Source organism: Pseudomonas sp. P4_D7 (assembly GCF_056401755.1).
Map to the genome: position 1 here is coordinate 26,109 of NZ_JBFUIR010000034.1, position 26,363 is coordinate 52,471.

Sequence of the window (26,363 nt, forward strand, 5' to 3'; positions counted from 1 at the left end):
TTGACCGAACAAAGGCTTCCCATGAGCGTAGATGCACAAGATGTAGTACTCGTCGTCGAGGACGAACCGGTTATCTTGATGGTCCTGACGGATTACCTGTCAGGGCAGGGGTATCGCGTGTTGCAGGCCGAAAACGGCGAGCAGGCGTTCGAAATTCTTGCGAGCAAGCCACATCTGGACATGTTGATCACCGATTTCCGCTTGCCCGGCGGGATCTCCGGTGTGCAGATCGCCGAGCCGGCCGTCAAGCTGCGCCCGGACCTTAAAGTGATTTTCATCAGCGGTTATCCGCAGGAAATCCGCGAAACCGGCAGCCCGATCACGCGCAAGGCGCCGATCCTGGAAAAGCCGTTCGACCTGGATGTGTTGCAGGAAAAGATTCAGGAATTGCTCGCCTGATATCTGTGTAGGAGCTGCCGCAGGCTCGGGCCGCGATCGGACGATCTTTTGATCTTTTTTAACGATCAACATCAAAAGATCGCAGCCTGCGGCAGCTCCTGCAGTTTCAGTATTATCAGCTTTTGATCATCTCCCGCACTTTGGCGGTCAACAGGTCGAAAGTGAACGGTTTGGTGATCATCTGCATCCCCGAATCGAGGAACCCGCCACGCACCGCCGCGTGCTCGGCGTATCCGGTGATGAACAGGACCTTCAGACCTGGCCGATATTGTCGACCAACCTCCGCCAGTTGCCGACCGTTCATGCCCGGCAGGCCGACATCACTGATCAGCAGATCGATGCGCTGCGTCGAATTCAGAATCGGCACCGCGCTGTCAGCATCCCAGGCCTCGACGAAGGCATAACCCAATTCACCGAGCACTGCGCAAACCAGCACGCGCACGGCCGGGTCGTCTTCGACGATCAGCACGGTTTCGCCGTCAAGCGCATCCGGCAATTGCGGAATATCGGCGACGGGGCTGGCCAGTTCTTCGCCGCGAAAGCGCGGCAAGTACAGCCTGACCGTGGTGCCTTCATCGATCTCGCTGTCGATCGAGACATGGCCGCGTGACTGCTTGCTGAAACCGTAGATCATCGACAGGCCCAGTCCCGTGCCCTGGCCGATCGGTTTGGTGGTGAAAAAAGGGTCGAACGCACGGTTGATGACACTTTGTGGCATGCCACTGCCGTTGTCGGTGACGCTGAGCATCACGTAATCACCGGGTTCGAGGTTGTTGTAGGCCTCGGTGAATTCGCGCTTGAGCACCTGGTTGCTGGTCTCGACCACCAGTTTGCCGCCGTCGGGCATAGCGTCGCGGGCATTGATCACCAGATTGAGCAGGGCGCTTTCCAGTTGATTGGGGTCCGCCTCCGCAACCCACAGATTGTCGTTGAGGCGCATGTCCAGTTGAATGCTTTCGTTGAGGCTGCGTTGCAGCAGTTCGCCCATGGACTGCACCAGGGTGTTCATCTGCACGGCTTTTGAATCGAGCGACTGCCGACGGGAAAACGCCAACAGGCGATGGGTCAGACCGGCGGCACGGTTGGCCGAAGTCACGCCCAGATCGATCAGGCTGTCGAGGTCATCGGTGCGACCACGGGCCAGACGTCGACGCAACAACTCAAGACTGCCGATGATGCCAGTGAGCATGTTGTTGAAGTCGTGGGCGATACCACCGGTGAGTTGGCCGACCGCTTCCATTTTCTGCGATTGGCGCAGCGCTTCTTCGTTGTGGCGCAGTTGCGCGGTGCGCTCTTCGACCTGTTGCTCAAGGGTTTCCAGGGTCGATTGCAGGCGCCGTTCGCTTTCACTCAGATCGATCAGCCGGTCGCGGGCTTCGTATTGTCGTCGACGGCCGCGCAATGCGGCGGAAACCATACTGACCAGCGTCGCCGGATGAAACGGTCGCTCAAGGAACGTCACGTTGCCCAGCAGATCGCTGAGGCGTGAGGAGGGGCCTTGTTCCTGACCGCCGTGATGGGTCAACAGCACAATCGGCAGATCCGACCAGGCAGGTTGCTCTTGCAGATACAGGAACAGCGCTTCCTGTTCCGGCCCGCGCAACGCTTCAGCGGCGACCAGCAACAGACCGGCACCGATTTCCAGTTCCGTACACAACGAACTCAGACTCGGAGTGACGACTCCACCGTAACCCGCCTCGTTGAGGATCATCTGCGCAATCTGGCTGTCGCGACCCACGGGCGCGAGAATCAGCGCCCGTTCGGCCAGCGGAACCTCGACCGTCACAAGCGCTCTTCCTGCAACAACGGATTACTCGCGCCGAGGTAGGTGGGGACGCCGCGCAGTACACCCTGAAAGGCTTCCAGCGGTTCGCCGATGGTCATGCCTTGCGTGGAAATGCGGTATTCACGAATGGTCGATTCGTGGCTGCCGGTGCGTTTCTTGATGATCGAGATCGCGCGGCGGACTTTGCCCAGTGCTTCGAAGTAGCGCAACAGAATCACCGTGTCAGCCAGATAAGTAATGTCGACCGGCGCTTGCATGTCGCCGACCAGACCATGCTGGGCAACCGTCATGAACGTCGCCGCGCCTTTGCGGTTCAGGTACAGCAACAGTTCGTGCATGTGCAGCACCAGCGCGTTTTCTTCCGGCATTGCTGCCTGATAGCCGTTGATGCTGTCGATAACCACGGTTTTGATTTGACCTTCATCGACGCAGCGCCGCACGCGGTGGGAAAACTCGCCCGGTGACAGTTCGGCGGCGTCGACCTGTTCGATCAACAGATTGCCGGTCGCCTGCAAGGCCTTGAGGTCGATGCCGATGTTTTTCATGCGCTCGAACAGCAGGCCCAGTTCTTCATCGAAGATAAACAGTGCGGCTTTTTCGCCACGGAGCACGGCAGCGGCGGCGAAGATCATCGAGATCAGCGATTTACCGGTACCGGCAGGGCCGAGAATCAGCGTGCTGGAGCCGGTCTCGATGCCGCCGCCGAGCAGGGCGTCCATTTCCGGGATGCCACTGGACAGTTGCAAACGCGCATAGTCGCCACGGTGTTCAGCCGCCACCAGACGCGGGAACACGTGCACGCCGTCGCCCATGATGGTGAAGTCGTGGAAACCGCCGCGATATTTCTGGCCTCGGTACTTGACCACTCGCACGCGTCGCCGCTCGGCGCCGTAGTTAGGCGTCAGCTCTTCGAGGCGAATCACCCCGTGGGCCACGCTGTGCACGGTTTTGTCGAGGGATTCGGTGGTCAGGTCGTCAAGCAGCAGAACCGTGGCGTTGTAGCGCACAAAGTAATGCTTGATGGCCAGAATCTGGCGGCGATAACGCAACGAACTCTGCGCCAGCAAGCGGATCTCCGACAGGCTGTCGAGCACCACACGCGTGGGCTTGTAGCGTTCGACCGCTTCGAAAATCTGCTTGGTGGCTTCGCCCAGTTCCAGGTCGGAGGAATACAGCAGGCTCTGTTGGTGTTCAGCATTGAGCAGGCTTTCCGGGGGCGTCAGCTCGAAGATCTTGATGTTGTCATCCAGCGTCCAGCCGTGCGACGACGCCCCTTGCCTCAGTTCGCGCTCGGTTTCCGAGAGCGTGATGTACAACGAGCGTTCGCCGGCTTTCGCGCCGGCCAAGAGGAAATGCAACGCGACCGTGGTTTTGCCGGTACCGGGTTCACCCTCCAGCAAAAAAACATGACCGCGAGACAAACCACCGGCCAGGATGTCATCCAGACCCACAATGCCGGTAGCGGCTTTCGCACTGATCAACTCGTTAGAAGTAGACAAAAAATGCCCTCTCATGACTAAGGGAAGCGAGGCCGCCAACTAATTGAGCGGCCTGATTAACTTGACCCTATGGCGTGATGGCAGTTCCGAAATTCCTTGCCGGATGTGTCCAACGAGCGGTCAAAAGTACTTCAGAGGCCTTGCTGTAACTCAGGATCATCCGGGTTCAGCTGCTCCAGTTGCGCCAGCAGGATCTGCACATTCTGCAGTTGTCCGCTTTCCTTCCAGTAATTGATCAGCAAGACCCGCGCCTTGCGGTCGGCGGGGTGGCGCTGGACGATTTCCTGCAACTGCTTCTGCGCCGCTTCCAGTTCTTCGGCGCTGTGCAGGGTGGTGGCGAGGTCGTAGCGATAATCCTTGTTGTCCGGCTCAAGCTCCACGGCTTTGGACAAACCGAGCAGGGCGTATTCGCGCTGATCGTGGTGCAACAGCCAAAGGCCCAAGGCATGTTGCAGATAAGCCGAGTCAGGTTGTGCCTTGAGTTGCTGGCCCAGCAATTGGCGGGCGGCATCGGTTTGGCCCTGGCGATCGAGGACATCGATCTGCATCACCAGCGCCTGCAGATTGCCGGGATCCAAGCGCAGGGTATTCTCAAGCGCGACCTGTGCCTCCTTGAGTTCGGCGTTGTGTAGATGCAGTCGGGCCAGTTGCGCGTAGTTGCCAGCGCTTTCCGGCAATGCCTTGAGCGTTTGCTCCCAACCGTCGATCGCTTGTTGCAGCGGCGCGAAATACAGCCCCAGCTCATCCGGGGTCAAGCCGAGCAGGGCGTTGATCGCGGCGAAGCGAACAGTTTGATCCTCATCCTCGAGCATTGGCCCGAGCAACAGGCTCCGTTGCCCGCCCGGCACCAGTCCGACCACGCTTTTGATCGCCGCCAGCCGCACGGCGGGGGATTCGTTTTGCAGGTCTGTGTCGGCCAGCTTCAACGCCTGTGGACTCGGGTAGTTAGGCAGCTCGCCATGCAGCCACACGCGGCGCTTGACCGAAATGTCCGGACGGCCCAGTTGCTGATACAACTGACGCGCCGCGCCCGGTTGACCCTTGCGCGCGGCATCCAACGCCTCGCTATAGCCGTGTTTGATCGCATCGGGTATGACCGGCACGGTGCTGCGCACGGACAACCACGCGACAATGACGACAAGCACAAGGCCCAGGCTGATAAGCAAGTAGCGGCGAGACTGAGGCATGCAGGTTTCCGAAACAGGCGTTCTTGAGCAGAGCGGCAAGCTTCGGTCAGCTTCGGCCATGAGTCAAACTCTTGCATGCGAATCGCCCTACAAACTGCGTCGACTCAGTTACCCGTCAGTCTTTCGTTGCAGTGTCTACGCTTGCAGAAGTCGCTTCGATGAGTGTGCCCATGCAAGCCCTGTTCAATTACTTCAAGGCCGTGATTCACCCTGGTCAGGCCGTCCTGCTGTTTGCCCTGCGGACCATTGCGGCGGGGTTGCTGACGCTGTATCTGGCGTTTCTGTTCGATCTCGATCAGCCCAAGTGGTCGATCATGGCGGTGGTCATTGTCAGCCAGCCGTTGGCCGGGATGGCGCTGGCACGCAGTTTCGGCCAGGTGATCGGCACGACGCTTGGGGCAGCGGTGGCAGTAGTGATCATGGCGATTTTTCCCCAGGCCCCGCTGCCATTCATTACCACCCTGGCCCTGTGGCTGGCGCTGTGCACGGCCGGCGGCACGTTGCTGCGCTACACCAGCTCGCAAGCGTTTGTGCTCAGTGGTTACACCGCTGTGGTCGTGGCGCTATTGGCAATTCCCGACCAGGACGGCACGTTTCTGTTGGCGGTAACCCGCGTCACGGAAACCTTGCTGGCCGTGGCGTGTGTATGTGTGGTCAGTCTGCTGACGGCGCGGCCGCAAGCGGTGGCCAAGGGGTATTTCGCCAAAGTCGATCAGGTGATCAAACTGGCCGCCAGCCATGCCGCCGCCGTGCTTCGTACGGAAGAAAGCGAAGCGGAGTTCCAGCGCCGGCAAATGCAACTGCTCGGTGAGATCAGCGCCCTTGAAGGCCTGCGGCGGCACTTGTATTTCGATGCGCCGCGCTTGCGCAGCGCCAGCCATCTGGTGCTGCTGTTGGGCAACCAACTGATGCTGCTGACCTCTCGGTTGACCGCATTACGTCATCAGCGCGAACTGCTTACCGAACGCTGGGAAGGCGATCTGCCGCTGGACATCCAGCGCTTGCGCGCCGAAGAGCTGGCGCTGCTCGATCAGTTGGCGGAGCAGGGGCGAGCGCTGCCCGAACCCGCACGCCAGCACTTCGTCAAGCTGCAACAACAGTTCGAGGCGTTGGCGTATCAGGCCGAGCAGTTGACTGAAGACATGAGCGCCACCTTGCGCTCGCTGGCCTGGGCGCTGCGCTGGGAACAGGCGCGGCTATTGCAGCAACTGGAGCAAATCCTTGAACTGAGCGATGCGATTCAGGAAGGGCGCGAGGCCAGTTGTCTTTATCGCGGTCAGGTCAGCCCTCTGCATCTGGATTTCACCCTGGCGTCGATGAATGCGATCCGTGCGTTTACCGCGCTGCTGGTCGCCGGATTGATCTGGATCGAAACCGCGTGGGACGGTGCGCGGGGCGGGATGATTCTGGTCGGAATCCTCTGCTCGCTGATGGCAACGTTCCCGCGCCCGCTGATGGCCGCGCAGAGTTACGCCCGTGGCCTGGGGCTGGCGCTGGTGGTCTCGGCGTTCTATCAATTCATGCTGGTGCCGGCGATCAGTGATTTCGAGCTGCTGGCAATGCTGCTGGCGCCGCTGCTGTATGTGATCGCGATCGGTCTGGCCAGCCCGGCGACGGCAGGCATCGGCATGGGGCTGGGGTTGTCGAGTTTCCTGATGCTTGGCCCGCAGAATGTCGGTACCGGGCAGAACACCGCGATTCAATGGTTCGAATTTGCCGGCGCCTACGTCAGTGCGGCCATGCTTGCCCTGATCGTTTACGCGTGGATTTTCCCGTTTCGCCCGGCGTGGCGCCTTCGCCGTTTGTATAACGAAGCGCGCGAGCAGGTGTATGCGCTGACCAAAACGCCCGCGACCGATGAGCAACAGTTTGCCTTTGAAAGTCGCATGGTCGATCGCCTGACCAGCATGCTCGGCCTGCTGCCGGCGGTGAACAGCCGGCCCATGCAGCAACTGTATGAAATCAGCCTGGCTTGCGTAGCTCTGGGTGTAGCGATGCATCAATTGAGGCCGCAGGCACACAACAATGCATTGCTGACGGACGCTTTCAATCAGCGTCTGGCTTCGGCCGTGCGCAAGACCGGGCGCTTTGTCGCCGGGCGGCAGGACGTTCAACTGGCGCCATTGCTGGCCACCCTGCACACATTGGGCGACGAGCTGGATGAATTGCACGTCGCCAGCCATGAACATGTGTGGTCGCTGTTTCGTATGCGCGTGGCCCTGCTGATCGTGGTGTCATTCCTGCAGCGCCACGGTGACGCCATCCAGCATTCTGTTCCGGAAGGAGAAGCAGCCCTTGCCCATTGATTTCGAGATAGGCGGTGTCTATCTGCCACCGATTGCTCAGGCGCTATTGTTGGCCATCCCGATATTCATGCTGCTGGACTGGGGATTGCGGCGTCTGGGCGTGTTGCGTCTGGTCTGGCATGAGGCGCTGTTCGAGGGCGCCTTGTATGCCTGTGTGTGTGCCACGCTGATTTTGCTGATGGGAGCCTGATGCCTTGAAAGTGCTATTCACGCGATTGATTACATTGGCAGTGGTGTTGCTGGCGATCGTACTCGGCTGGTTTGCCTGGGAACATTACACGCGCGCGCCATGGACTCGCGATGCCCGGGTCAGGGCAGACGTGGTGACGCTGTCGGCGGATGTGTCGGGGCGTATTGTCAGTCTGGCGGTGCAGGACAACCAGCATGTGCAGAAGGGGCAACTGTTGATGGAGATCGACCCGGCGCGCTACCGCCTGGCGGTAGAGCACTCGCGGCGTTCGGTGGAAGTGGCGAAGGCAACGCTGGGGCAGTCGCAAGCGGCCATTGTTGCCAGTGAAGCCTTGCTCAAGCAGCGGCAAAGCGAAGAGCGTCGGCGGCGTACGCTCAAGCAGGGTTTTGCGATTTCCGGGGAGGAGTGGGAGAAGTCCAGTACCGATGTGGCGGTGGCGCAGGCGGATCTGCTGCGCAATCAAGCCAATCTCGGCCTCGCAGATGCGAACGTGCAGTTGGCGATTGCCGCAATGACCCAGGCCGAACTGGATCTGCAGCGCACCCGCGTCGAGTCCCCAGTCAGCGGTTACGTGACCAACCTCCTGACCCGTGAAGGTGACTATGCGGTGAGCGGCGGTGCTTTGTTGGCGCTGGTCGACAGTGACTCGTTCTACATCAGTGGTTATTTCGAAGAAACCAAACTGCCACGAATCGGCGAGGGCGATCGGGTGCGGGTGCAATTGATGAGCGGGGAGACGTTCGGCGGCACGGTGCAAAGCATTGCCTTCGCCATAGCCGACCGCGAAAACGCACCGGGCAGCCGGCTGCTGGCCAACATCAACCCGAGTTACACCTGGGTGAAGCTGGCGCAACGGGTGCCCGTACGGATCGAAATCGATGGCGACTACGCCGGCAAAAATCGCCTGCGTGCGGGCACCACAGCGACCGTCACCGTGCTGGAAAACACCCAATCTGAGGAACACCGTTAACCCTGTGGGAGCGAGCCTGCTCGCGAAAGCAATGGATCAGCCCCGATGGTGTCGCCTGACACACCGCATTCGCGAGCAGGCTCGCTGCCACAAGATTTCATTGATCAAAAATAAAAAAAAGCCCCGCGACCGAATGATACGCGGGGCAAAAAAATTGGTTGGTTGCGGCCAACCAAAGGAGCTCTTTAACAATCGATTACTTGCTGGCGACAGTCTCCGGTTGCCAGCCGCCGCCAAGGGCCTTGTAGATCGCGACGATGCCGCGATACAGGTCGACTTCGGCCTGGGCCTGACTGTCTTCGGCGTTCAGACGTTCACGCTGAGCGTCGAGCAGTACGAGGAAGTCCGTGGTGCCTTCGCGATAGCGGATTTCAGCCAGGTCAGCAGCCTTGCGGCTTGATTCACTCTGACGGATCAACGAGATCAGGCGTTGCTGACGCTTGCCGTAATCGCTGAAGGCGTTTTCCGATTCTTCCAGTGCCAGCAGCACTTGTTGCTCGTAAGTCGCCAATGCGCCTTCGGCATCAGCATCGGCGCCACGCAAACGCGCGCGCACGCTGCCAAGGTCGAACGCTGCCCACGTAATGCTCGGGCCGAGTGCCCAGGCGTTGGCCGCCGAGGAACCGATCTGCGAACCACGCCCGGCCGTCCAGCCGAGGAAGCCGCTGAGGCTGACCCGTGGGAACAGATCGGCTTTCGCCACGCCGATACGCGCCGTGGCCGAAGCCAGTTTGCGTTCGGCGCTGAGAATGTCCGGACGACGCTGCAGCAGTTCGCCCGGATCACCAATCGGCAAGGCCTTGGCAATCGCCGGCAAGTCTTTTGGACTCAGGTCGACGGTCAGTTTGTCCGGGCGCTCGCCCAAGAGGGTGGCGATACGGTTTTTCTGCCGAACCTGTTCAGCCTGCAATTGCGGCACAGTGGCTTCAACGTTGGCCAGACGCGCATCGGCCCGTTCGACATCGAGCTGATCACCGACACCGGCGTCTCGCAGGCTGATGGTGATCTTGCGCGACTCTTCTTGGTTTTTCAGGTTGGCCACGGCGATCTTTTCGCGCAGTTGCGCACCACGCAGTTGACCATAAGCGTCCACCAGTTCGGCAATCATGGTGACTTGCAGTTGGTACAAATCGGCTTCGGCGGCTTGCTGGTCGGCGTCGCTGGCTTCCAGATTGCGCTGGATGCGCCCGAACAGGTCAAGCTCCCAGGCCATGTCCAGACCGAGGTCATAGCGTTCGCTATTGACCCGGTTGGTGGTCTGGCCGGGGATTTGGCCCTTGGCCAGATCACTGCTGGCGCGGCTGGTGATGGTCGGCATCGCATCGTTGCTGGCATCGTCGCGGATCGCCCGGGCGGCTTTCCAGCGCGCGAACGCCACGCGCAGTTCACGGTTGCCTTGCAGTGATTGGGTCACCAACTGGTTGAGGGTCGGATCGTCGAATTGCTGCCACCAGATGCCTTCGAATTTAGAACGGTCGAAGTTCTTTTGCCCGGCGGCGCCGTCGGTGGCGGCCGTGATATTGGCTGCCTCCGTGGCTGGGGTCTTGTAGTCGGGGCCGACGGCGCAGGCACTGAGGGCCAGCACCAGCAGACTCGGCAGGAAGACTTTCAGACTCATTGTTGCGCCTCCAGTTTCAGAGCTTTGGCCGCTTTGCGGGCTTCGCCGCGTTCGACAAAGTTACGGATCAGTACGTAGAACACTGGCGTCAGCAACAGACCGAAGAAGGTCACCCCGAGCATGCCGGAGAACACCGCCACACCCATGGCGTGACGCATCTCGGCACCTGCACCGCTGGAGAACACCAGTGGCACCACACCCATGATGAACGCGAAGGAGGTCATCAGGATCGGCCGCAGACGCAGACGGCAGGCTTCGAGTACCGCCGCGAGCGGATCGAGGCCTTCTTCCTGCTTATCCTTGGCGAACTCGACGATCAGAATCGCGTTCTTACAGGCAAGTCCCACCAGTACGATCAAGCCGATCTGGGTGAAGATGTTGTTGTCACCGCCCGAGATGATCACGCCGGTGATGGCCGACAGCAGGGTCATCGGCACGATCAGGATCACTGCCAGTGGCAGGCTCCAGCTTTCGTATTGAGCGGCGAGCACCAGGAACGCCAGCAGTACGCAGAGCGGGAACACGAACAGCGCGGTGTTGCCGGACAGGATCTGCTGGTAAGTCAGGTCGGTCCACTCGTAGGTCATGCCGTTTGGCAGTTCATCCTTCAGCAGTTTCTCGATGGCTTTCTCGGCCTGGCCGGAGCTGTAGCCCGGGGCAGCCGCGCCGTTGATTTCTGCAGTGATGAAGCCGTTGTAGTGCATCACGCGATCCGGACCCGAGGTGTCGCTGACCTTGATGAAGGTCGCCAGCGGGATCATTTCGCCTTTGTTGTTGCGTACTTTCAGCTGACCGATCTGATCGGATTCGAGGCGGAACTGTTGCTCGGCCTGAACGTTGACCTGATAGGTGCGCCCGAAGCGGTTGAAGTCGTTGGCATACAGCGAACCCAGATAGATCTGCAGGGTGTCGAAGATGTCGCTGACGGCCACGCCGTGAGTCTTGGCTTTTTCACGGTCGATGGCGGCATCGACCTGAGGCACGTTCACGGTGTAGCTGGTGAACAGCCCGGCCAGTTCCGGCACGCTGTGGCTTTTGTTGATGATGTTCATGGTCTCTTTGTACAGCTCGTCGTAGCCCAGGTTGCCCCGGTCTTCGATTTGCAGGCGGAAACCACCAATGGTGCCCAGACCTTGTACCGGCGGTGGCGGGAAGATCGCCATGTACGCCTCTTGAATGTTCGCGTACTGGCCGTTCAAGGCTCCGGCAATTGCACCGGCGGACATGCTCGGATCTTTACGTTCGTCGAACGGTTTCAGGGTCACGAAGACGATGCCGGCGTTCGGGCTGTTGGTGAAACCGTTGATCGACAGGCCCGGGAACGCTACGGCGCTTTCCACGCCTGGCTGTTTCAGCGCCAGGTCGGACATGCGCTTGATCACGTCTTCAGTGCGATCCAGGCTAGAAGCGTCCGGCAACTGCGCGAAAGCCACCAGGTATTGCTTGTCCTGGCCGGGTACGAAACCGGTCGGGGTGCTGGAGAAACCGAAGAAGGTCAGCACCATCAGGCCTGCGTACAGCAGCAGGGCGATGCCGCTGCCACGGATAACCCGGCGCACGGTGCCGACATAACCATGGCTGGCACGGTCGAAGAAACGGTTGAACGGACGGAACAACCAGCCACCGAAGATCTTGTCGAGCACTTTGGAGAAGCGGTCTTTCGGTGCGTCATGGCTTTTCAGCAACACAGCGGCCAGTGCTGGCGACAGGGTCAGCGAGTTGAACGCCGAGATCACGGTCGAGATTGCAATAGTCAGTGCGAACTGCTTGTAGAACTGCCCGGTGAGGCCGGAGATAAACGCCGCCGGAATGAACACCGCACACAGCACCAGAGCCGTGGCAACGATCGGGCCGGTCACTTCACGCATGGCGCGCTTGGTGGCTTCGACCGGATTCAATCCGAGCTCGATATTGCGCTCGACGTTCTCCACCACCACGATGGCGTCGTCCACCACGATACCGATCGCCAGTACCAGACCGAACAGCGACAAAGCGTTGAGCGAGAAGCCGAACAGGTGCATCACCGCAAACGTACCGATCAACGACACCGGCACTGCAACCAACGGAATGATCGAGGCACGCCAGGTTTGCAGGAACAGGATCACCACCAGCACCACGAGAATCAGTGCTTCGAAGAGGGTGTGAACCACCGCCTCGATCGAGCCTCGCACGAAGATCGTCGGGTCATAGACGATGCTGTAATCCATGCCTTGCGGGAAGTTTTTCTTCAGCTCGTCCATCTTGCCGCGAACTTCGTTCGAGATGTCGATGGCATTGGAGCCTGGGCGCTGGAAGATCGGAATGGCCACTGCCGGCTGGTTGTCCAGCAACGAACGCAGCGCGTATTGGCTGGAGCCCAGCTCGACGCGAGCGATGTCTTTGAGGCGAGTGATTTCACCGTTGTCGCCTGCGCGAATAATGATGTTCTCGAACTCTTCCTCGCTGACCAGTCGGCCCTGAGTGTTGACCGACAGCTGGAAGCTCTGAGCATTCGGGGCAGGGGGTGCACCGAGTTGACCGGCCGCGACTTGACGGTTCTGTTCACGAATTGCGGTGACCACATCAGTCGCCGTCAGATTGCGCGAAGCGGTCTTGTTCGGGTCAAGCCAGACACGCAGCGAGTAGTCGCCCATACCGAACAGCTGTACGTCGCCGACACCGTTCAGACGAGCCAGCTCATCCTTGATATTGAGGATCGCGTAGTTGGACAGGTAGAGCATGTCGTAGCGCTTGTCCGGGGAGGTCAAGTGCACAACCATGGTCAGGTCGGGCGACGCTTTGTCGACGGTGATACCGATGCGCGTCACTTCTTCGGGAAGTTTCGGCTCGGTACGGGTCACCCGGTTTTGCACCTGCACCTGCGCATTGTCCAGGTCAGTGCCCAGGGCGAAGGTAATGGTCAGGGTGATCTTGCCGTCGGCGGTCGACTGCGAGGACATGTACAGCATGTTCTCGACGCCGGTGATGGCCTGCTCCAGCGGAGCGGCCACGGTTTCACCGATGACTTTAGGGTTGGCGCCCGGGAAGTTGGCACGTACCACCACGGTAGGTGGCACGACTTCCGGGTATTCGCTGATCGGTAGCTGGAACAGCGAGATTGCACCGGCGATCAGGATCAACAGCGACAGCACCGCTGCGAAGATCGGCCGTGAAATGAAGAATTGGGAAAAATTCATCGGAGTTGTCGTCCCTTAACCGCGTGGGGTCGTAGCGGCCAGCTTCACAACCGAACCAGACGCGCCTTTGGCAGGAGCGACTTTGGGCAGGTTGCTGGCTTCCAGCGCTTGACGTTGTTGAGCGAGTGCCGCGATGGTCTGTTCGCTGGCCATCGGCACCACTTCAGGGGTAACCGGGGAGCCAGGACGAACCCGTTGCAGACCCTTGACGATGATCGTGTCGTCCTTGTTCAGGCCGGTACGGACGATGCGCAGGCCTTCGATCTTCGGACCCAGTTCAACGGCGCGGTACGCGGTTTTGTTGTCCGCATCCATCACCAGTACGAACTTCTTGCCCAGGTCAGTGCCGACCGCTTCATCGTTGATCAGCATGGCGTTGTAGGTGCCGCTGCCGACCAGTTTCAGGCGTGCGTACAGGCCCGGGGTGTAGGTGCCATCGCTGTTGTCGAACACCGCGCGACCACGGATGGTGCCGGTTTTCGGGTTGACCTGGTTATCGACGAAGTTCATCTGACCGAGGTGCGGGTTGCCGTCTTCGTTGGACAGGCCCATGTACACCGGGGTGGTCGCGCCGCGCTGACCGTTACGGGCGAGTTGGGTGTATTTGAGGAACACACGCTCGTCGGCGTCGAAGTAGGCATAAACACGGTCGGTGGAAACCACACTGGTCAGCGGCGTGGTGTCGGCGGTCACCAGGTTACCGGCGGTGATCTCGGCACGGCTGACGCGGCCACTGATCGGCGCGGTGACGCGGGTGAAGCTGAGGTTCAGTTTGGCCAGATCCAGTTGCGCTTGCAGGGCACCGACGGCGGCGCGGGCTTCTTGAGCGGCGCTGGTGCGCGAGTCAGCCAATTCGGCGGAAATGGCGTTGCTGGCACGCAGGCGTTCACCACGACCGGCTTCGTTTTCACTGCGGGTGGCGTTGGCGCGGGATTGAGCGACCAGGGCTTCGAGGCGGCGTACCTCAGCCTGGAATGGACGCGGATCGATCTGGAACAGCAGGTCGCCTTTCTTGACCAGTGCGCCTTCAGTGAAAGCGACGTCATCAATCTGGCCGGAGACCCGTGGACGGATTTCAACGGTTTCCGGCGCTTCGAGGCGCCCGGTGAATTCGTCCCACTCGTTGACCGGTTGCTCGAGCACCTTGGCCACGCTGACTTTCGCAGCGGGCATAGTGGCGGCAGTCTCCGGAGTCTTGCCGCAGGCGCTCATCACCAGTACGGCCAACATGGCCAACGGGAAGCGCAAATGTTTGAGTGACTGTTCCATGGATGCATCCGCCAATGTATTGAAGATGGGCGGATGATGCTCGGCGGGGTGTGATGGCACGAATCGAATGAAGCAAAGGTAACTATCATTCGGAATGATATAAGACCCGAACGAGCCCTCTAGCATGCACCTTTCGTTAGGTGGCTATCAATCTACTTGGTGGCAATTCTCTGTTGCCTGACCTGCAAAAGTCAGGAGCGAGGCTGCGCGGCGGGGATTACGCGGGGATTAAAAATGCCGAACCCGCCACGGCGGCGGGTTCGACAATGCGGTCAGAGTTTCGGCAACTGGCCGATGCGTCCGATCATTTCCGTCACGATCTGCAGATCCAGCTGGAATTGCTCCACAGTCTTGAACTCGCCATCGGTGTGACCGGTGTATTTCACGTTCGGCATGGCCAGACCGAATTGCACGCCGTTCGGCAATTCATGCACCGAGGTGGCGCCAGCGGAAGTGCCGAACTCGTGCTTCATACCGAGGTTTTCAGTCGATACCGCCAGCAGCGCCTTGACCCATTCACCTTCAGGGTTGCGGTACATCGGCTCGGCGATCGAATAGTCGAAGGCAACGGCTACATGGCTCTTCTTGCTCCATGCCGCCAGTTTCTCAGCGATTTCAGCTTTGAGCTTCTCCGGCGACTTACCTTTCGGAACGCGCAGGTTGACCGCGAGTTTGAACGCTTTTTCGTCCATGCCGACGTAGGTCAGCGAGGTCGTCAGCGGTCCCATGAAGGCATCGGAGAAACCGACATTCAACTTGTTGCCCAGGTAATCCAGACCCCAATTGTCGGCAGCGTAACGCGCGGCATCGGTGATGTGGTTGTGCTTGAACGCGACTTTGCCATCAAGGCTATTGATAAAGACCAGCATCCGCGCGACCGGGTTGACCCCGGATTCGGGCTCGGAGGAGTGCGCAGATACGCCAGTCACGGTGAGTTTGACGTCTTTGCCGTCGACCTTGGCGCTCACCTGGAAATCGCCGCCATTGCGCTTGGYAAACTCGTCACCGGCCTTTTGCAGACTGGCGGCCAGTTCCGCAGGCTTGTCGGTTACCAGGGTGGCGACCGACGCCGACGGAATCTGGTTGGTTGCCAGGCCACCGGTCATCGAGATGATTTCCGCGCCTTTGCCTTCACCTTTGCGCTTGGCAAAGTTGGCCATGACGGTGCCGTAGCCTTTCTCGGCAATCACCACCGGGTAGCCGCCGTCCAGCGCCAGGTTGTAGTTCGGCGTCGGGTTGCGTTCGAAGTAGTAAGGGATCGCGTCGCCCGTGGTTTCTTCGGTGGTGTCGACCAGCAACTTGAAGTTGCGCACCAGCGGCAGTTTTTCTTCATTGATGACTTTCATGGCATATAGCGTGACGACGATGCCGTTCTTGTCATCCTCGGTGCCGCGACCGTACATGCGATCGCCAATCAGGGTGATCTTGAACGGGTCGAGGCGGGTGCCATCCTTGAGCACCCAGTTTTCCGGCGTCACCGGCACTACGTCGGCATGCGCGTGAATACCAACCACTTCATCACCGCTACCGTCGAGGGAGATCTCGTAGACGCGGTTGTCGATGTTGCGGAATTTCAGATTGAACGACTCGGCGAGACTTTTGATCTTCGCCGCGATCTTGATGAATTCCGGGTTGTCGTGCTGCTCAACGCCGTCCTTGCGAAAGGTCGGGATTTCCACCAGTTCGCGCAGGGTTTCAGTKGCGGCAGCGCTGTATTTCGCTCGCGTGTAGAGACCCAGCAGACGATAGATTTCGTTCTGCTGATCGGCGTTTAAAGTCTTGTTATCGAGATAGGCACCAATCGCCGGACCAATGTCTGCGGTTTTCGCCAGATCGCTCTTGCTCAGGCTGCCGAGGAACTGACGGAAGTCTGTGGCTTTGTCTGCACTGTAAGTCTTGAGAATTTCAGCGCTCTGCTGCGGGGTGATATTGGCTTGCGCGGGCGCCGTGAACACGGCAAGACCGGCCAGCATCAACGTGGTGGCAGCCAGTTTTTTGAAAGGGACATTCATTACGAAGGGCATTCCTTTGCAGGGCAGTGAGTTAGGCGTGTCTCAAGGTTGAGACACATACGCTTACAACCTAACACCGTGTCAGAGCCTTGCGGGAGTCCTGAAAGGGGATGTGTCGCACAAAAATGCAAAAGAGGCGCACAAATGAAAAAGCCCGGGGAAGGTTTCCGGGCTTTTTTATGGGGGCTCACCTGACGACCAGCTCTTCTCCAAATCCTTGCGCCAGGTTCAGCAAAGCGCGGCTATCTGAAGATCTGTTCAATCATGATCCTGGAGGGGATGAATAACGTGTTCGTGTAATAGGCCTCATACCCATAGGCGGTTATGCGAACTTTGCACGGGATCGAAGTTTGCGACGTCAGCAACGGTTTGATGGCGTCGTAGTCATTCAAGTCGCGTTGCGTACCATCCGGATTGGTGTAGTAGAAGATCAGGTCGGAGGAAAACTTGTAATTGGGCCTGGCTTGACCGCTTGCGTTCACTCGCCCTTCGGCTTTTACCGCGATTGAATGCTCGGATGTGAACTCCATGTCGCGATTGAGAGAGCAGATCAGGGTAGGGTTGAGTTGGTTGGAGTTTTCGTAATCATTGAAAGCGTTCTGCAAATCCACAGTGGAGTTGAAGTGGGCCGTGAACAGATTGGCGGGGCCGAGCTCAAACGACGATAGCGTGAGGTCGGCGGGCGGAATGCTGGCCGTTTTTACGCAGCCGGTGCAGAGTAGAACGCCCAGGTAGATGATGCTGCGCAATCTGTTCATGGATCGAATGTCGTGCCCAACCCGCAAGCCAACGTCAACGTGGAAGTTCCTTGGCGCGCAGATGTAGTAGGGTTTGGCGCAGGGTCATGATTCTTTACTTGCTTGAACTTTGGAAAGGTCCAATCGCTTCAGTAGTTCCATGATTATCTCCTGCGTGTTGAGCGGGAAAGGATCAGCACTTGTCCTAGAGAAGTCCCTGCCGGCAAATAGCTTGGACGCGATGGCAATCTTGATCTTGTGCTGTTCTTCGTCAGGAAGCGACGCTAGAAATGGTGAAATGGCTTTTAGATCAAGCGATGTCTGCAGGTGCTGGTACTGCTGTTCGCGATGCTTTGCGGATTCCCTGGCAAGGTAAGCTGCAGGCACCGAAAGGAGGAAGGTCAGGGTTATCCGGAACAAAGACTTTTGCCAGTTGAATTCTGTGCCAATGGTTTCCCAAAATGAATAGCCAAGAGAGACGGCGATCATGGCCATGCAGAGCAGTGAGCCGATACGGAGCCAGTCGGCTTTGTTTTTTTCTTCAGTGGCGCTTTTCTCATAGTCGCCAGCGACTGCTCGGCCAGAGACGTGACCGAGGATGTTGTCGATTTCGGATTTTTTGCCTTCAATCTCTTGCAGTGCTTTCGAATAAAGGGTGGTTGTTTTTTCTATCTCAGTATTGGCTGTTGACTCAAGAATGTTCAGCTTTTGCTCAATATTAGCGATTCTTAAATCACTTTTCGTGAGAGCATTTTTAAGATTTGAGTCGCGTCCCTCCTGTCCTGTCCAGGATGATTTTACTTTGTTACTTCGACTGATCGAGGAATCGGGCGCGGTGAGAACATTTTTGATTTCAATGGGTTCAATTGGTTTTAGTGGCGTAGGTGGATCACGAAACAGGACAAGAAGATTACGCGAACTTTCTGCTAGCTCTGCTTTTGTTTCTTCATAGTCGTCATTTTCTGAAGTAGGTGATAGCACCGCTATCGCTTCCGCCGCTCCAGCGATTCTTTTTGCACATTCAAGAAACTCCGCACTATCGCCGCTGTTGAGCGCATTGACGAGCTCCTCAAATGTTCGCTTCGACCTCTGGAATGCAGAATTCACTATATCGTCGACTGGGGTGTCGGCGAGTAAGTCTTTGAACCTGATCAATGAGTTTTCTATTTCACCCAGTAGTTCTATTATTTCTTGTGTGTTTTCTTGCATAGATGGTTCGCAACTCGAATCTGGTGTCGTGAAGAGGCGAAAACTCCGTTTTCACCGTGTCATATAACGTTTGCAGCCTGTGGTGATCAATGCGCGGGCAATTCAAGACTATCCGGATCGCMAAAAAACATTTTGACTAGGCTCTAGGACGATATTTTCAGGCAGAAAAATATCAAATATGCCCCCAATTTTGCCCCCAGTTGCATGCGATGCACTCGCAATTGCGAGTGCACGCCCTGGCGGTGATGCTACGTGGGGCTTGATGGCTTTCGGTGGCGCAGCCCTTTTGAAATTGGCTGGTTCGCTCGCCTTACACATGCTCACTGGCTGCGAGTCTGCCGGTATCTACTGATGCATCTCCGTCACGGACATGGTGAACACCAACTTGGATCTGCCAGCGTTGGAATAGGAATGAGGTACATCGGTTTTCGCCACTGCCGAACTCCCCGCAGGGATGACCAACTCTGTTTCCCCTACCACGCATTTCAGCGTGCCTTTCTCCACATGAAACAGTTCAAGCGTGCCCTGAGGATGCCCCTGTGAAGCGAAAGATTCGCCTGGATGCATTTCCCAACGCCACAGCTCGATCATATTAGGGCCGGACGTTCCCGCCAGGAGGCGCGCCGTTCCTCCCAGGTCACCGGTCCAGAGCGTGGGGATGTCTTGGCTGTCGATGATATGGGCGGATGGGGCTTCGGTCACATTGACGATGTCTGCAACAGACAGTCCAAGCGCGGCGGCGATTTTGCAAAGGATGCCGATACTGGGGTTCGCCGTACATTTCTCTATTTCGACAACCATTCCTTTGCTCACGCCAGCACGGCGGGAAAGTTCATCCAGCGTGATCTTCTGTGTTTTGCGTGCCTGTTTAAGTGTGCGCGCAACGGCCAGGCTGACGGCATGAGCATCAGCGCCAGGGGTAGTCGACAGGCTGGTATTGGTGGTCATTGATGAAGGTCATGAGAAAAATGTGCTGGGATTCTCGGCCTTTATAAGTAGCTCCGTCAATCGGCTCAGCCGTTATAGTAGATGATAATGGTCATTATATTGACTTTATTGGTCGTCGCTGACTAGCATGAAATGACATTTAGGTTCCTGGAGGTTTTTGATGCTGTCCGTACTGCCGTTAATCGATCAAGCCGTTGCCGAGCTGGCGCCGGAGTTCAGGGCCCTGAGTATCGTGGTGGAAGCTGCACCACTGGCTCATCCTGAGGTGGCCCAGGCTGCGCTGGACCGTGCTTGCAAGGCTGTGCAGGAAGGTGGGCCAAGCTGGGGAGAAGGCCATCTGGCTGCATGGGCTGAGACCTTTCGAAAGTTTGGGGCCAAGCCGCAGCGCACACCTTGTTCAGCTGAAGCGCTGCGTAAACGAGTTTTACGTGACGGCAGCTTGCCTAGCCTGGATCCCATCGTCGATCTCTACAACGCAATCAGCATTGAGTACGCCATCCCGGTTGGCGGGGAAAACATTGAAGCCTATGTGGGCTCCCCACGGCTCGTAGTCGCTGATGGCACTGAGGCTTTTGACACGATGAAAGAGGGGGCTGCTGCCTTCGAGTATCCGGATGCCGGCGAGGTTGTCTGGCGCGATGACAAAGGCGTGACCTGCCGTCGCTGGAATTGGCGGCAAGGTGTCAGGACCCGTCTCGGTGCTGACGCGAGGAGCATGTGGTTCATTCTGGAGAGTCTGCCGGCGATGCCGCTTGAAGCCCTGACGGAAGCGGGGGACAAACTCATCGAAGGGTTGCAGCAAATGATGCCAGGCGTCCAGATCGAAAGCTCACTGATTGGTCCTGGGGCCAAATAGTCCATAGACCACTGCAAGGAGTGATGACGATGTTTACCGGTCTTAGTGCATTTCCTCTGACCCCTATGGATGAGCAGGGTGTGGACGAAAATGCTTTTACTTGTCTTGTGCAGCAATTGGTGGCAGCTAAAGTAGATTCCATCGGGGCTCTAGGATCCACCGGAAGCTATGCGTATCTTTCTCGAGCCGAACGTTCTCGAGTTGCTCAGTTGGCAGTAGAGGCCGCGGAGGACGTGCCTGTGATGGTGAGCATCGGCGCGCTGCGTACACGCGACGTTTTGCTGCTGGCTGAGGATGCGCAAGCCGTGGGGGTCAAAGCCTTGCTGCTGCCACCCGTGTCATATCAAAAACTGACTCAGGACGATGTGTTCTCGATGTACGAAATGGTTTCGGCCAACGTCTCAATCCCGCTATGTGTCTATGACAATCCTGGTACCACTCATTTCGAATTTACCGATGAGTTACACAGGCGTATTGCAGAGCTACCCAATGTCAGCTCAATCAAAATCCCTGGCGTCCCCGAGGCGCCACATCTGGCCAGGGAGCGTGTGGAGCGCCTGCGGAAATTGATTCCGAGTCACGTGACTATTGGAATAAGCGGCGATGCGTTTGCCGCTGTTGGAATGAATGCCGGCTGCGATGCCTGGTATTCGGTCATGGGCGGTTTGTTCCCCAATACGGCGCTCGCCATCACACGAGCAGCATTGTCAGGTGACGCCTTTGAGGCTATGCGCCTCTCCGAATCCTTGAGGCCGCTTTGGGCATTGTTCAGCCAATTTGGCGGTAGCTTTCGCGTGATAGCCACTGCAGCGGAGCTACGCGGCATTACTCACTCTCCGAGCGTGCCTTTGCCGCTTAGAACCATCGAAGGGGAAGGACGCAAGCAAATTGCAGCGGTGATAGACGCGCTCGAATTGAGCTGAGCACTGCGGTGAACACTCTGCCTCATCATGGTTGAGGAGGCAGAAATCCAACTGCCTACAGTTTCAAAAACGTTGTGAAATGATCTTGGTGTCCCTCCAGGATTTCCCTGGGTAGGATCGTGCTAACACTTCCTCGATGCTGCAGGCCATGAGAAAGCACATGAGCAAGGATTTGTTCTTTGGTCATGTTGCCGGGTTTGCCATCCTTGAAAATAAATTCCACCGGTTCAGACAGCTCCTTTGCAGTGACTGATTTCGTGTAATCGACAAACCATTGATTTGCCGCTGTGAAAGCCTCTTCCAACTGACGAATGTCTTGCCGCTGCTCAGTGACGATGTCGTCAAATTCCTCCGGTTTTCCCTGCAGTCTGGCGATGAATAGTTGGTCCACAATATTGATGTGCCTGAGCCAATAACAGGCCTTCTCCATTTCCACAGGAAACGACTGCGAAATGGGCGCTTTCAAGCACCTGAATAACACATCCTCAGACCATGCCTTGTACTGATAAAGCGAGTGCAGCAGATTCTTGGCACACATGGTGTTCTCCCATTTCTAAGCATTGTCGGCCCTCGCACATCCCATGGGCTTGGACAAAAGGGGGGTTCGTGTAACGGGAACGGAATACCGTTAGCGAGATATAATAGTCGATATATTGACTTTTATGGTCATTGGTATGAAGCTGGATCAAAGGCGATTAACGCTACCGCATTGAATTCCGCAGAAGCCCCAGCTTGCAGGCGGCCGGCTCGGAAATGGCTTGAGGGTGTCTTGGATCATGAAATACGTCAGCACACGGACCCCTGGTAGAACGTACGAATTCAGCGAGGTGCTGATGGGGGCGTACGCGCCTGACGGTGGTTTGTACGTGCCGCACAAGGTTCCCCGCTTCAAAAAGGAGGAGCTCTCAAAGCTCGAATGGTTGCCCTTCCATGAATTGGCTCGCTACGTAATCGAGCCCTTTCTGGGGGGATGGATCGAGCAGGATCTGTTGTCTCGGATGCTTGAGGAGATTTTTGATTGTTTTAAAAGCAACGCAGTGACACCGCTGTACCAGACCGCAAGTAACGAGTGGATACTCGAATTGTTTCATGGGCCGTCAGGCGTCTACCAAGACGTTGGCCTTCAGTTGATGTCTCGCTTTATCGATCATGATTTACTCAGGTCTGGTAAGAAGGCGCTGATTATAGGTTGTACAGGTGGAGATACTGGCGCCGCAGCAATAAAAGCATTTTCGGGAATGAAGGGCGTTACGTTGTTGGTATTGCATCCTTCCATGGGGTTAACGGCGGAGGATCGCATACGCTTACTGAGTACGCACGAAGATAATGTTGTGAATGTTGCGGTCGACGGAGACTATTCTGATTGTCATCGTTTATGTGAGCAGTTCCTGAAACAAAGTAATAATGCACGGCAGCATCTTATTTCGTTCAACTCAGTGCATTGGGTTCGCGTACTTGCGCACCTCTCCTTCTATTTCTATTCTGCTCTTCAGCTCGGTGCGCCTAAAAGAGAGATTGCTTTCAGTGTCCCGACTGGAAATTTTGGCGCCCTGTACGCTGGTTATATTGCCAAGCAAATGGGACTGCCGATTCGACAGCTTATCGTTGCCACGAATACTAACGCCGGACTGCATAACTTTCTCCAATCAAATCTGTACAGTCGAAATGAAATTCGTGCTACCAAAATTCCCACGATGAATGTTTCATTAGCCTCTAATTTTGAGCGCCTACAGTGGAGCATTTTAAATCGATGCGGAGAAAAAGTAGCTCGTAATATGCAGTTGCTAGAAGGCGAGGGAACTATTCAGTTAGCGCAGGATGAATGGTTGGAGGCACGCAAACTGTTTGACTCACTGGCTGTGGACGATGCAGACGCATTCAGTTGTATTCATGAGGTCTTTGCAGAGAGTGGATATCTGGTCAGTCCCAATACCGCCATCGGCTTGCGCGCTGCACGTGTAAGCAGACGCAGCTTGATGATCCCCATGATTTGCCTGGCAACCACACATCCGTCGAAAGTTGGCACTGCAACCCAAAAGTCAGAGATTGTTGGCCACCTAAATACAATTGGTGTTCCTGTAGTTGCTGAACAAGACTGTACTTCAATTCCCAACGACGTCAGGTCGCTGATCTCACTGGTCAGGGCATTATCAAAAGACACGGAGTCTCACTCGTTATAAGTCCGGAGCCAGAGATGAAACGTGTTTTAGATAAAGTTGATGAAAAGATTTTGGAGGAGCTAACTCGCAATGCACGGTTGGCCCACAACGATATTGCCCTAAAAGTCAATTTGTCCAGGAACGCAGTCAGGCTGCGGATTGAGCGATTGGAGCGCGATGGGTATGTCCGAGGCTACACAATTATTAAAGGTATGCCTTCAGCTGATGCAGGACCCATTAATGCATTAATCTTCGTTTATCGTAAGGATCGTATGCGAGATTCAGAAGTTGTTCGTTCCGTTGGTGCAATGCCTGAAGTTATTTCCTGCAATGTGATGAGTGGCGACCTCGATATTGTACTGACGGTTCAGGCGATGAATGCAGATCGTATCCACAGGGTATGGAGTGAGATCTCGACGCTGCCGGGAGTCCTGAATACCGTAACGTCTTTTGTTCTGTCGAGCACAAAATAGCAAGTTGCGCTGTTGTACGAGCATTTTGCTCGCAACAACGTTCTGTTTGCCATATTCGTAAAGTTAAGTTGGCGGCTTACTATCTCAGCACCACAACATAACAATGAGAACCCTGTCGTGACTGAATACAAAATTGCTTTGCTTGGATTTGGTGGCGTTAACCGCGCGCTGACCCAGCTTATTGCCGATAAGAATTCGCGTTGGGCCGATGAATTAGGTTTTACCTTGAAGATTGTCGGTGTCAGTGACCTTTACCTCGGTTCGATCATTAACAAAGACGGCCTGGACGCTCGTGAATTGGCAGCAGTGCCTGCTGCTAAAGGCAGTTTCAGGACCCTGGCCGGCGGGACTGCTGAGCCGGCAAACGAAACCGTTATCCGCTTCTCTGGCGCCGATATTGTCGCTGAGGCAACGTTCACCAATCCTGTGGATGGTGAACCGGCTACGACCTTCTGCCGCTGGGCTCTGGAAAAGGGCGTCAGTGTCGTGACCACCAACAAAGGGCCCGTGGCGCTGCATGCACAAAGCTTGAAGACGCTGGCCGATAGCACCGGCGCCTGCTTTGAATTTGAAGGTTCTGTCATGAGTGGGACCCCGGTTATCCGTTTGGCCAAGGAGTCACTGGCAGGCTCGGAAATCACCGGCTTCAAGGGGATTCTCAACGGTACTTCAAACTTTGTCCTCTCCAGCATGGAGACGGGGTTGGACTTCTCCAGTGCTGTCGCAAAAGCGCAGGAACTGGGGTATGCCGAAGCTGACCCAACAGCGGATGTAGAAGGGCACGATGTGCGCTTGAAGGTTGTCATCCTCGCCAATGAACTGCTAGGCGCAAAACTCAAACCAAGCGACGTCCTGTGCAAAGGGATTTCTGAAATCACGGCCAAGGATATTGCCGAGGCGACGAAAGCAAATGCCCGCTGGAAGCTGATTGGCAGCGCAGAGAAACGGAGCGATGGTTCGATTTCAGCATCAGTGAGTCCGAAGCTCTTGCCGGCGAGCGACGCGCTCTCAGCCGTGAGCGGAGCCACCAACGCAATTACCTTCAACACGGCCATTCTCGGTCCCGTCACTGTAGTGGGTGCGGGGGCAGGTCGTTTTGAAACCGCATTTGCCTTGCTCGCCGACATCGTAAGCATCCACAACCACAAAACCACGTCAGGTAAGTAATCATGAATAGCTTGAGTCTCTCGCTCGCTGCTGATTATAAGGCCATTACGGTGCTCAGCCCGTTTGACGGCAGCAAAGTGGGTGAAGTGGCAGACATACCCGCATCATCCGCTACCACGATAGTTGACACCGCCATTTTAGGTGCCTTGATTGCCAAGGATCTGCCGCGCCATGAGCGTGCGCGTATCTTGGAAAAGGCCGCAAGCTCAGTCGAGCGTGACAAGGACTCCTTTGCCAAACTGATCGTCGCGGAGTCAGGAAAAACGCTGAAGCAGGCGCGAAAGGAGGTGTTGCGATGCGTCAATACCTTGAAGTTGTCTGCCGAAGAAGCCAAGCGCAATGCCGGTGAAGTCATTCCTTTTGACGCCTATGTCGGGTCTGAATCCCGTCAGGGCTGGTTCACCCGTGAACCGTTGGGCGTCATCGTTGCCATCACCCCTTACAACGACCCGCTTAACCTGGTCGCGCATAAATTGGGGCCTGCCATTGCAGGAGGAAATGCAGTTGTTCTAAAGCCGTCTGAGCTCACACCGCTATCAGCGATCAAGCTGGTGGAGTGCTTGATCGACGCGGGTCTGCCTCCGGTTGTTGCCACCGTCGCAACAGGCGGCGCCGCCCTGGGCAAGGCTCTTGTGGCCCACCGTGCGGTGCGCATGGTGTCTTTCACTGGCGGCTTTGTCACGGGTGAGCAGATCGCTCGTACAGCTGGCCTCAAGAAGCTAGCGATGGACCTTGGCGGTAATGCGCCGGTCATCGTGATGGCTGATTGTGATTTGGATGAAACCGTTGATTCATGCGTGTCGGGGGCTTTCTGGGCGGCCGGACAAAACTGCATCGGTACCCAACGGATCCTCATCGAGGCCTCACTCTATGAAACCTTCAAAACGCGCTTTGTTGAACAGACCTCTAAGTTGATCGTCGGTAACCCTGCAGATGAGCAGACGGACGTAGGGCCGATGATTACCGAGGCGTCAGCCAAGCGTACCGAGGAAGTGGTCAATGACGCCATTGCCAAAGGCGCCACGTTGTTGTTTGGCAACACATGTAACGGCTCGCTCTATTCACCTACCGTGCTGGAAGGCGTCGACCGCCAATGCAAGTTGTGGTGCGAAGAAGTGTTCAGCCCGGTGGTCATCCTCCAGAGCGTCGCCTCCCTGGATGAAGCGTTAGCGCTGGCTAACGAGCCTGAATACAGCCTGCATGCTGGGATCTTCACCAGCAATCTAAAGGTTGCAATGACCGCCRCTAAACGACTGGAGGCGGGCGGGGTGATGATCAACGACTCTTCCGACTACCGCTTTGATGCAATGCCTTTCGGCGGTTTCAAGTACGGGAGCATGGGCCGCGAGGGCGTACGTTTTGCTTACGAAGATATGACGCAGCCCAAGGTCATTTGCATCAACGGTGTGAGTGGAAGCTAAACAATTCGCTCAACTCAAGAATGAATTACACAACAATAACGAGGAATCGACATGCGCC

General features: G+C 56.8%; 21 protein-coding genes. 10 read left to right on the plus strand and 11 right to left on the minus strand.

Annotation, left to right across the window (positions count from 1 at the left end; genetic code table 11):
• Positions 1-21 precede the first annotated feature (21 nt).
• Positions 22-399 carry a response regulator gene (locus AC1DVF_RS20450; protein WP_003225116.1) on the plus strand — a complete coding sequence of 126 codons (378 nt, stop codon included), beginning with the start codon at positions 22-24 and terminating at the stop codon, positions 397-399.
• 115 nt (positions 400-514) lie between these two features.
• Here AC1DVF_RS20450 and AC1DVF_RS20455 read toward each other — a convergent pair whose 3' ends face one another.
• The 3 genes from AC1DVF_RS20455 to AC1DVF_RS20465 form a co-directional block, all read right to left on the minus strand.
• Complete coding sequence (locus AC1DVF_RS20455; protein WP_460091026.1) at positions 515-2,185, minus strand: ATP-binding protein; 1,671 nt, start codon at positions 2,183-2,185, stop codon at positions 515-517.
• On the minus strand, positions 2,182-3,684 hold the full coding sequence (locus tag AC1DVF_RS20460; protein WP_460128919.1) for an ATPase domain-containing protein: 1,503 nt from the start codon (positions 3,682-3,684) through the stop codon (positions 2,182-2,184). The genes AC1DVF_RS20455 and AC1DVF_RS20460 overlap by 4 nt, the downstream gene beginning before the upstream one ends.
• 131 nt (positions 3,685-3,815) lie before the next feature.
• The gene (locus AC1DVF_RS20465) at positions 3,816-4,871 is read right to left on the minus strand and encodes a tetratricopeptide repeat protein (protein ID WP_477783059.1); all 1,056 of its coding nucleotides are present in this window, start codon (positions 4,869-4,871) and stop codon (positions 3,816-3,818) included.
• A 170-nt stretch (positions 4,872-5,041) separates the two neighbouring features.
• Here AC1DVF_RS20465 and AC1DVF_RS20470 point away from each other — a divergent pair, with 170 nt between their 5' ends.
• The 3 genes from AC1DVF_RS20470 to AC1DVF_RS20480 are packed head-to-tail and all read left to right on the plus strand — an operon-like array spanning position 5,042 to position 8,337.
• Positions 5,042-7,177 (plus strand): FUSC family protein, encoded by a 2,136-nt coding sequence (locus tag AC1DVF_RS20470; RefSeq protein ID WP_477783060.1) that lies wholly within the window; start codon positions 5,042-5,044, stop codon positions 7,175-7,177.
• Complete coding sequence (locus tag AC1DVF_RS20475) at positions 7,167-7,367, plus strand: DUF1656 domain-containing protein (protein ID WP_007914938.1); 201 nt, start codon at positions 7,167-7,169, stop codon at positions 7,365-7,367. Before AC1DVF_RS20470 ends, AC1DVF_RS20475 begins: the two co-directional genes overlap by 11 nt.
• Positions 7,368-7,371: 4 nt before the next feature.
• Positions 7,372-8,337, plus strand: a complete 966-nt coding sequence (locus tag AC1DVF_RS20480; protein ID WP_477783061.1) for an HlyD family secretion protein — start codon at positions 7,372-7,374, stop codon at positions 8,335-8,337.
• Between the two features lie 196 nt (positions 8,338-8,533).
• Here the strand turns inward: AC1DVF_RS20480 and AC1DVF_RS20485 are convergent, their stop codons facing one another.
• From AC1DVF_RS20485 to AC1DVF_RS20515, 7 genes are all read right to left on the minus strand, one after another.
• Positions 8,534-9,955, minus strand: coding sequence for an efflux transporter outer membrane subunit (locus tag AC1DVF_RS20485; protein WP_477783062.1), 1,422 nt, complete (start codon positions 9,953-9,955; stop codon positions 8,534-8,536).
• The gene (locus AC1DVF_RS20490) at positions 9,952-13,131 is read right to left on the minus strand and encodes an efflux RND transporter permease subunit (protein ID WP_099759239.1); all 3,180 of its coding nucleotides are present in this window, start codon (positions 13,129-13,131) and stop codon (positions 9,952-9,954) included. The genes AC1DVF_RS20485 and AC1DVF_RS20490 overlap by 4 nt, the downstream gene beginning before the upstream one ends.
• Positions 13,132-13,146: 15 nt before the next feature.
• Positions 13,147-14,400, minus strand: coding sequence for a multidrug efflux RND transporter periplasmic adaptor subunit MexE (gene mexE, locus AC1DVF_RS20495; protein ID WP_093431287.1), 1,254 nt, complete (start codon positions 14,398-14,400; stop codon positions 13,147-13,149).
• Positions 14,401-14,672: 272 nt separating this feature from the next.
• The gene (locus AC1DVF_RS20500) at positions 14,673-16,412 is read right to left on the minus strand and encodes a dipeptidase (protein ID WP_477783063.1); all 1,740 of its coding nucleotides are present in this window, start codon (positions 16,410-16,412) and stop codon (positions 14,673-14,675) included.
• Between the two features lie 242 nt (positions 16,413-16,654).
• Positions 16,655-17,170 (minus strand): hypothetical protein, encoded by a 516-nt coding sequence (locus AC1DVF_RS20505; RefSeq protein ID WP_460128910.1) that lies wholly within the window; start codon positions 17,168-17,170, stop codon positions 16,655-16,657.
• An 84-nt stretch (positions 17,171-17,254) separates the two neighbouring features.
• The gene (locus AC1DVF_RS20510) at positions 17,255-18,358 is read right to left on the minus strand and encodes a hypothetical protein (RefSeq protein WP_477783064.1); all 1,104 of its coding nucleotides are present in this window, start codon (positions 18,356-18,358) and stop codon (positions 17,255-17,257) included.
• 345 nt (positions 18,359-18,703) lie between these two features.
• Positions 18,704-19,306, minus strand: a complete 603-nt coding sequence (locus AC1DVF_RS20515) for an XRE family transcriptional regulator (RefSeq protein ID WP_027616434.1) — start codon at positions 19,304-19,306, stop codon at positions 18,704-18,706.
• Between the two features lie 160 nt (positions 19,307-19,466).
• Here AC1DVF_RS20515 and AC1DVF_RS20520 point away from each other — a divergent pair, with 160 nt between their 5' ends.
• Together AC1DVF_RS20520 and AC1DVF_RS20525 are read left to right on the plus strand one after the other, a co-directional pair.
• Positions 19,467-20,162 carry a B3/B4 domain-containing protein gene (locus AC1DVF_RS20520; RefSeq protein ID WP_027616435.1) on the plus strand — a complete coding sequence of 232 codons (696 nt, stop codon included), beginning with the start codon at positions 19,467-19,469 and terminating at the stop codon, positions 20,160-20,162.
• Positions 20,163-20,191: 29 nt separating this feature from the next.
• Positions 20,192-21,085, plus strand: a complete 894-nt coding sequence (locus AC1DVF_RS20525) for a dihydrodipicolinate synthase family protein (RefSeq protein ID WP_477783065.1) — start codon at positions 20,192-20,194, stop codon at positions 21,083-21,085.
• Positions 21,086-21,140: 55 nt separating this feature from the next.
• Here AC1DVF_RS20525 and AC1DVF_RS20530 read toward each other — a convergent pair whose 3' ends face one another.
• Complete coding sequence (locus AC1DVF_RS20530; protein ID WP_477783066.1) at positions 21,141-21,623, minus strand: DinB family protein; 483 nt, start codon at positions 21,621-21,623, stop codon at positions 21,141-21,143.
• Between the two features lie 238 nt (positions 21,624-21,861).
• Here AC1DVF_RS20530 and thrC point away from each other — a divergent pair, with 238 nt between their 5' ends.
• From thrC to AC1DVF_RS20550, 4 genes are all read left to right on the plus strand, one after another.
• Complete coding sequence (gene thrC / locus AC1DVF_RS20535) at positions 21,862-23,265, plus strand: threonine synthase (RefSeq protein WP_027616438.1); 1,404 nt, start codon at positions 21,862-21,864, stop codon at positions 23,263-23,265.
• A gap of 14 nt (positions 23,266-23,279) precedes the next feature.
• Complete coding sequence (locus tag AC1DVF_RS20540; RefSeq protein ID WP_027606629.1) at positions 23,280-23,717, plus strand: Lrp/AsnC family transcriptional regulator; 438 nt, start codon at positions 23,280-23,282, stop codon at positions 23,715-23,717.
• A 117-nt stretch (positions 23,718-23,834) separates the two neighbouring features.
• The gene (locus tag AC1DVF_RS20545) at positions 23,835-24,884 is read left to right on the plus strand and encodes a homoserine dehydrogenase (protein WP_122675015.1); all 1,050 of its coding nucleotides are present in this window, start codon (positions 23,835-23,837) and stop codon (positions 24,882-24,884) included.
• A gap of 2 nt (positions 24,885-24,886) precedes the next feature.
• Positions 24,887-26,305 (plus strand): aldehyde dehydrogenase family protein, encoded by a 1,419-nt coding sequence (locus tag AC1DVF_RS20550; protein ID WP_477783067.1) that lies wholly within the window; start codon positions 24,887-24,889, stop codon positions 26,303-26,305.
• The last annotated feature ends 58 nt before the right edge of the window (positions 26,306-26,363 follow it).

Bases quoted from the DNA above. Each gene is read 5' to 3' on its own strand.
- AC1DVF_RS20450 (WP_003225116.1), top strand. From the start codon at position 22: ATGAGCGTAGATGCACAAGATGTAGTACTCGTCGTCGAGGACGAACCG.
- AC1DVF_RS20465 (WP_477783059.1), bottom strand. From the start codon at position 4,871: ATGCCTCAGTCTCGCCGCTACTTGCTTATCAGCCTGGGCCTTGTGCTT.
- AC1DVF_RS20470 (WP_477783060.1), top strand. From the start codon at position 5,042: ATGCAAGCCCTGTTCAATTACTTCAAGGCCGTGATTCACCCTGGTCAG.
- AC1DVF_RS20485 (WP_477783062.1), bottom strand. From the start codon at position 9,955: ATGAGTCTGAAAGTCTTCCTGCCGAGTCTGCTGGTGCTGGCCCTCAGT.
- AC1DVF_RS20490 (WP_099759239.1), bottom strand. From the start codon at position 13,131: ATGAATTTTTCCCAATTCTTCATTTCACGGCCGATCTTCGCAGCGGTG.
- mexE (WP_093431287.1), bottom strand. From the start codon at position 14,400: ATGGAACAGTCACTCAAACATTTGCGCTTCCCGTTGGCCATGTTGGCC.
- AC1DVF_RS20505 (WP_460128910.1), bottom strand. From the start codon at position 17,170: ATGAACAGATTGCGCAGCATCATCTACCTGGGCGTTCTACTCTGCACC.
- AC1DVF_RS20510 (WP_477783064.1), bottom strand. From the start codon at position 18,358: ATGCAAGAAAACACACAAGAAATAATAGAACTACTGGGTGAAATAGAA.
- AC1DVF_RS20515 (WP_027616434.1), bottom strand. From the start codon at position 19,306: ATGACCACCAATACCAGCCTGTCGACTACCCCTGGCGCTGATGCTCAT.
- AC1DVF_RS20520 (WP_027616435.1), top strand. From the start codon at position 19,467: ATGCTGTCCGTACTGCCGTTAATCGATCAAGCCGTTGCCGAGCTGGCG.
- AC1DVF_RS20525 (WP_477783065.1), top strand. From the start codon at position 20,192: ATGTTTACCGGTCTTAGTGCATTTCCTCTGACCCCTATGGATGAGCAG.
- AC1DVF_RS20530 (WP_477783066.1), bottom strand. From the start codon at position 21,623: ATGTGTGCCAAGAATCTGCTGCACTCGCTTTATCAGTACAAGGCATGG.
- thrC (WP_027616438.1), top strand. From the start codon at position 21,862: ATGAAATACGTCAGCACACGGACCCCTGGTAGAACGTACGAATTCAGC.
- AC1DVF_RS20540 (WP_027606629.1), top strand. From the start codon at position 23,280: ATGAAACGTGTTTTAGATAAAGTTGATGAAAAGATTTTGGAGGAGCTA.